The organism is Maribacter sp. (genome assembly GCF_049667165.1).
Classification (GTDB): domain Bacteria; phylum Bacteroidota; class Bacteroidia; order Flavobacteriales; family Flavobacteriaceae; genus Maribacter_A.
The window spans coordinates 1-5,834 of the sequence record NZ_JBATHS010000432.1 but is presented as its reverse complement, the minus strand read 5'-3'; the positions used below and the strand labels follow the sequence as shown (position 1 = coordinate 5,834).

The 5,834-nt window shown below is 40.2% G+C and carries 3 protein-coding genes; 1 reads left to right on the top strand and 2 read right to left on the bottom strand.

Annotated elements, in window-relative coordinates:
• The first annotated feature begins 408 nt into the window (after positions 1–408).
• On the top strand, positions 409–1,716 hold the full coding sequence (locus WBM98_RS19150; protein WP_424367621.1) for a hypothetical protein: 1,308 nt from the start codon (positions 409–411) through the stop codon (positions 1,714–1,716).
• A 318-nt stretch (positions 1,717–2,034) separates the two neighbouring features.
• On the opposite strand, the gene WBM98_RS19145 is transcribed toward WBM98_RS19150, so the two are convergent.
• Both WBM98_RS19145 and WBM98_RS19140 read right to left on the bottom strand, forming a co-directional pair.
• A complete protein-coding gene (locus WBM98_RS19145) occupies positions 2,035–3,366 on the bottom strand; it encodes a YaiO family outer membrane beta-barrel protein (protein ID WP_424367620.1) in 1,332 nt (443 codons plus the stop codon).
• Complete coding sequence (locus WBM98_RS19140) at positions 3,366–5,711, bottom strand: sulfatase-like hydrolase/transferase (RefSeq protein ID WP_424367619.1); 2,346 nt, start codon at positions 5,709–5,711, stop codon at positions 3,366–3,368. Before WBM98_RS19140 ends, WBM98_RS19145 begins: the two co-directional genes overlap by 1 nt.
• Between the last annotated feature and the right edge of the window lie 123 nt (positions 5,712–5,834).

Genomic DNA, 5,834 nt, shown 5'->3' with positions numbered 1-5,834 from the left:
TTAAAATTCATACTGTAAACATATTGATAACGGGCGCATGTTGCAATAAATTGTGGTGAAACCAAAAAAACTTGTTGTCAATAGTCCATTTTGAAGGGCTTGACTTTCGCCACCCGACAAAGCACCTCACCGTTCCGCTACCCTTTATAAGCGTTAAAGCGTAAAAGGGGGTTGCTTCCCTCCTACCATTCAACCTAGATTTGGCTCCCCGCCTTGCGTACGATACCCATACAGCTTCCTAAAAGCCAAATGCTGCGCTGAAAATTGACACGAATACACCGCTGTCAAATGGCACGGGTTTAAAGAGGCAATCAAAATGGAATTCCCCGCAATAATCACCGGTCATTCCCGTTTTTATAGGGATTGATCCTTCGGAAGTTACGCTTTCGAACCCTTATAACGAGATCTATGAAAAAAGGACAACTACATAACGCACCCAAAACCATAATACGTTTACTTAGTATGATGTTCTGTGGTGTTCTGTTTCATGCGTCTTATGGCCACACCCCAACCCCTGTAGCCCAGTTTCCTTCCGGAGCAAGCCAAACCCTTGTGCTAAAAAGCAACGGTTTCAATGCCAAGGAACGCAGTACGTTTACCATAGCGAACCAAACGGAGTCCATTGAAAGGGGTTTGACCGTCATCCATTTCATTACAGCGGGGAAATACGAATTCCGGACTTTTGATACCTATGCGAGCAAAGAAGCGTCGGCCAGCTTGGTCGATATTTTATGGCGTATGCAAAAAAACAAGGCCAAATTCGCCATTCTGGCCCATGATTCAGCCTCACAAAGTTTAGCTGAACAATCCGGCAAGTTGGCCAAAATGGGATTTTTAAAACTAAGTGCGATTAAAAGTCGCCAGGCCTATATTATGCATAACCTTGACCAAGGTATTCTTGAGCAAATAGACGATATTTCTACTACAATTACATTGGAAATACCCCAAACCCTATCGGATAATCATATCTATTTTCCCAAAGTCCACTATGAGTTCGAACCCCATATCGATCGTTTCATTGCCCATGCCGGTGGCGAAGTTGATGGTCATAAATCAACGAATACAAAAGCCGCACTCGATCAGAACTATAAAAAAGGATTTCGTCTTTTTGAGTTGGATATTATCGAAACTTCCGATGGAAAATTAGTTGCTGCCCACGATTGGAACATGTGGTCGCGTTTTACGGAATATAAGGGCGAACTTCCACCTACACTTGCCGTTTTCAATAGCCATAATATTTACGGCGATTATGAGACCCTCGATATGGAGGATATCAATAAGTGGTTTGCCGCACATCCCGATGCTACCCTGGTCACCGACAAAGTAAATGACCCTATTGCATTCGCGGATGCGTTTATCGACAAGAATAGATTGATTATGGAACTCTTTAGTGTAATGGCTGTAGAAAAGGCTTCACAACAAGGAATCAATGCCATGATTTCGCACAAGGCATTTTATGGTATTAAGGGCGATAAACTAAATTTTTTAGCCGTCAACAACGTAAAATACGTAGCGGTTTCACGAAGGTCAATTGCCAAGAATAAAGACCTATTGCTTCAATTAAACAAACAAGGGATCAAGGTCTATGTGTACCACGTCAATTTTGATGAGGGTAAGGATGAAAAATATGTTCTGGAAAACGAAATAGGAATCATTTACGGCATGTACGCCGATAAATGGGTCTTTGGTGAACAAGAAAGCAAATTATCAAAATAAACTACCTCGTGGCAAGCCCACTAGACATTAAAATTCCAAATTCCAAGCACCAAAATCCAAGCACCCCACTAAAGGCTCGGGGCCAAATTTTACAATAAGTTCGTGTCAATTGGTGAAATTAGTGTCGAATAGCAATAACAAATTGATCAAAGCAAACCTTGATGAATTGAACCCGAAATTATTAAACCTAGACCCTGCTATCTGCATCTCGCCGAAGCTTTTCAGCCTTCCCTGCTATGCTACTTAGGCGAAGGAGGTTAGCGGAGGGTGCAAAATTGGGATTTACTCGTAAATCGATAAAGCCTTTACCGCTACCAATTAAAACTTCGTATTATAGGTGAGTCCTGCTGATATCGCCCAGAAAAAACTACCCGAATCGGATAAAATTTCCTGTCGTCGAACCGTAATATTAGTTTTGTAAATATTGGGTGATTTTCTTGGGGTAAACTGATACGCCAAACTCAATCGTTGTGATTCAACATACAACAAGGTCTCTGCGAGCAGTTCATCACCTGCGAACAATTGTCTTAGTTCAGGTGAAAAACCCATACCAAAGCTAACCCCAAAATAGTTCTCACTATCCCTTAAATACTTGCGTACCAATAGATTGCCAGAAAAACGGGTCAACCCACCAGATCTTGGAGTAATGTATGAACGTAAAGAGAAATAATAATTACCTCTGTAATGACCGAGCGAATTGGTTATGGCAGATACATTTCGGGTTGCGGTCATTATAAAACGACCTCCGGCCGAGATTTCAATGGCCCCTGGCAAGCCCAGATACACATCACCGGCAAACCTGTGATTTGGATAAATCTCCGCGTTAGAATATCCGTAATTTACAAAGGCATACATACGCTTCGCCAATTTGGGATAGAGCGAGAGATCGTATTGCAAACCTTGCTTAGCTGAACGATTACTGTAATTGATACTAGGTATTATGCTACCGTATTTAGTCTTGTGCTTTAACGATATTGATGAATTGATCATCGGTTCATAGCGCTGGTCGAAAACAGTAAACGAATTTCTGACCGAAAATCGGTTTCTTATTATTTCCTTATCGGCCTTTTCTTCTGTTTCCTTATCATTCTTGGTTTCGGCCTTTGTTTTTTTCTTGGAACCTTTTTTCCTTTTAGAACTTTTTGCTACTGTAAAACTTATTTTTAAATCGCTGTCTTTATTAAACCAACCCAGTTCAGGATATTTTTGATCTTCAATTCGGTTAAGGGCCACGTTCCGCAATCGCGCTATTTCCGCATCATTTTCTAGATAATACAAGGCTTTGTTCGCTAACCCCAATGCCGTAGCACTATTTTTGGCATACAGCTCATTCTTTATGGCCGATATCCATAGTTCATTGTTATTTCGCTCTAGTGCTAGTACTTTGTTGAATTCCAATCTTGCTTCAGCATGCTTACCATTCCAGCTTAGCGTACTGGCTAATAATGAACGCGCTTCAAGATTGCCGGGTTTCTCCTCAAGAAGCTGCACAAGTACGGCCTGTGAGGTCTTGTGGTCACCATCGTACGCTAAATCAAAGGCCCTTGAATAGGTAATTTCTTCAACATCATTGAGTGCAAGGTCTTGCGACCTGCCCATAAAACAGAGCAGTACTAAGATAAGTGTTGCCGAAATTCGTTTTTGTACCATTATTTTCTTGAGGCTAATACTCCGTTCTTACTTGCAAGTGCTCTTGCCCTAGAAATTTTGTCGTCGATCTCTCTAACATTAGAGCTATTTTGTTCGACCGTTTCGATAAGGTCCAAGGCCTCTTTATACTTACCTGACCAGTAATAAACATCGAATAAGGCAGAATAGGAATCAATATATTCAGGATTCTCCTTAATACATTTCATAAGAATTTCTATCGATTTATCGTAATTACCTCTCCAACCATTCACCCGGCCCGTCAATATTCGTGCATCTATATTCCCTGGGACTTCCGAGAGTATAAAACGGCATAAGAGAAGCGATCGGTCATATTCTTTTTTGAACGCCAGATCTCTTGCGGTGATATAGGCTTTATCAGAATTTTTGCCATTGTAAACGCTATTGATCCAAACCATTTCACTATCCGTAAATTTTTCTTTTTGCACTGTGAAGATGGCCAAGCTATCGGGTAAAATCTTGTTTTTGGTCGTTACATAGGAATTCATGGCTGTAAATCCCTCTAACTTGCTCTCTAGTTTACTGCCCCCGGAAAACGATGATGATAAATCCATATTTTCGTCGATCTGGAAGGTCTTACCATTACTAAAGAATTTATCGTCGCTGATAAAATCTTCCAATTGGTTTTTATTACGCATCAGTGGGATGTCTTTTGTACCCCGAAATGCTTCATTGTCATCTAAAATGCCCCCTACCCATGCCACTTTCTCTGGCATTTTCATTTCATAACTACCATTTAATAGGGCCAAAATTGTCGGTGTAACATCAAAATGTGAAGAAATAGCACTCATTTTTCGGGTCGTCTTTAACATCGGACTATATACAATCAACGGAACATGAAATCTACTCAGTTCGGTTCGCATAGGTATGGGGATCAATCTATGATCTCCGGTAATTATGAATATGGTATGGTCATAGTTAGGCTGCTTTTTATACGCCTCCATAACATATTTTAAAGCCTCATCAGTGTATAAAAGGGATGCGAATACATTGTCATTTTTTTCTATGACATTTTTCTTCTTTGAGTCAAAACTTCTTTCTGATAGAATTTTAGCTACTTTTTCTTCATAAAAATCTTGATTAGGTGGCGTAAATGGTTCATGCGTACTAATGGTCATATACACCTCTAATCGAGGTTGCTCTTTATCCCGGGCCAACGTCATACTTTTCTTGAACAGTTCTTTGTCGGGGTACCCCCAAGTAAAGCCACCACTATTTTCTTCCGCTAGGGCATAATTTTTTCCAAACCCCGATTTGTCCAACATAAAATCTATTTTCTCGCTACGGAGAAATTTTTCTACATTGTCAAAAGAACCGGTAGTCCCCTGGTAAAAGGAAGTGTGGTAACCATTATTCTTTAATATGCTAAACAAGGTTAATTTGTTTGGATAGTTTTCCAATTCCATGAATCCACTTTTGCCAAAAGGCAAGGAACCCAATAAGGAGGGTAATACGCCAAAGGTTCTTCCCGTATTGCTTAAACAATTCTCCCAATAGAGCGATTTGTTTGTTAGTTCATCTAAAAATGGAGTAAAACCTCCATATTCGGCCCCCTCCCCAACGAAGTCCCTACCCAATCCCTCGACCATAATAAATACGATGTTCGGTTTCTCTTCCTTAAGCTCAAAATACGCACCTAGAACGTTTTCGGATTCCGGTCTTTTAATTAGTGGATATTCAACATCGGCCGTATAGGAATTATCCTCGGTAGAACTTGTATACAGATTGACTGCCAAGTATTGTGTTTTATTCTGATTGATCGGCTTGCCTTCTGTGAAAAGAGTTGCAATGAAAATACTGAACAGGATAATCGTAAAAGGATACATTCTACTGATCTTATGATAGAATTTGGAGGTAATACGATAGAACCCTAAAAATAGGCCAATGATTACCGCAATACCCAAGAGCAAGTACAGGGATATTGCTAAACCACCCGAATTAGCAATGGTCATTTTAATATCCGAGTAACTATAGCCTAATAAATCGGCACCCAAAGGTACCAAGGTCGTACAATAATAACCGATCAGCATGGCTTCTATAATCAACAATAAGGTCAATATTGCAAAAACGATGTTGAACCCATATCTCGGCCGTAAGTTTTCCCAGAAATTAAAGGGAAATGTGAGGATGATACCGATTATGGAAGTAAAGCCGATTTGGTGTACTACGTAAAGCACTAGACTTATGCCGAAGATGGTATCGACCACTCCCTTAAAATAAAGAAAAGCATATTGGAATACGGATAGCACAAAAAGGCATCCGAAGAATGAGATCATCAATCTTGTATAATGCTTTAAAGAGTATCTATCTAATTGGCTCGTATTCATTCTTAATAGTTATGTTGCTTTTACAAACCCTTTTCGTGCCTGGAATCCCCAGCCGGACTTCACATTGAATAATTTTTTATAGTTGCCTCGTACCGCTGCCCATACTATTAGGGGATGGAAAAT

Coding starts and splice junctions, on each gene's coding strand:
- WBM98_RS19140 (WP_424367619.1), bottom strand. CDS start 5,711: ATGAATACGAGCCAATTAGATAGATACTCTTTAAAGCATTATACAAGA.
- WBM98_RS19145 (WP_424367620.1), bottom strand. CDS start 3,366: ATGGTACAAAAACGAATTTCGGCAACACTTATCTTAGTACTGCTCTGT.
- WBM98_RS19150 (WP_424367621.1), top strand. CDS start 409: ATGAAAAAAGGACAACTACATAACGCACCCAAAACCATAATACGTTTA.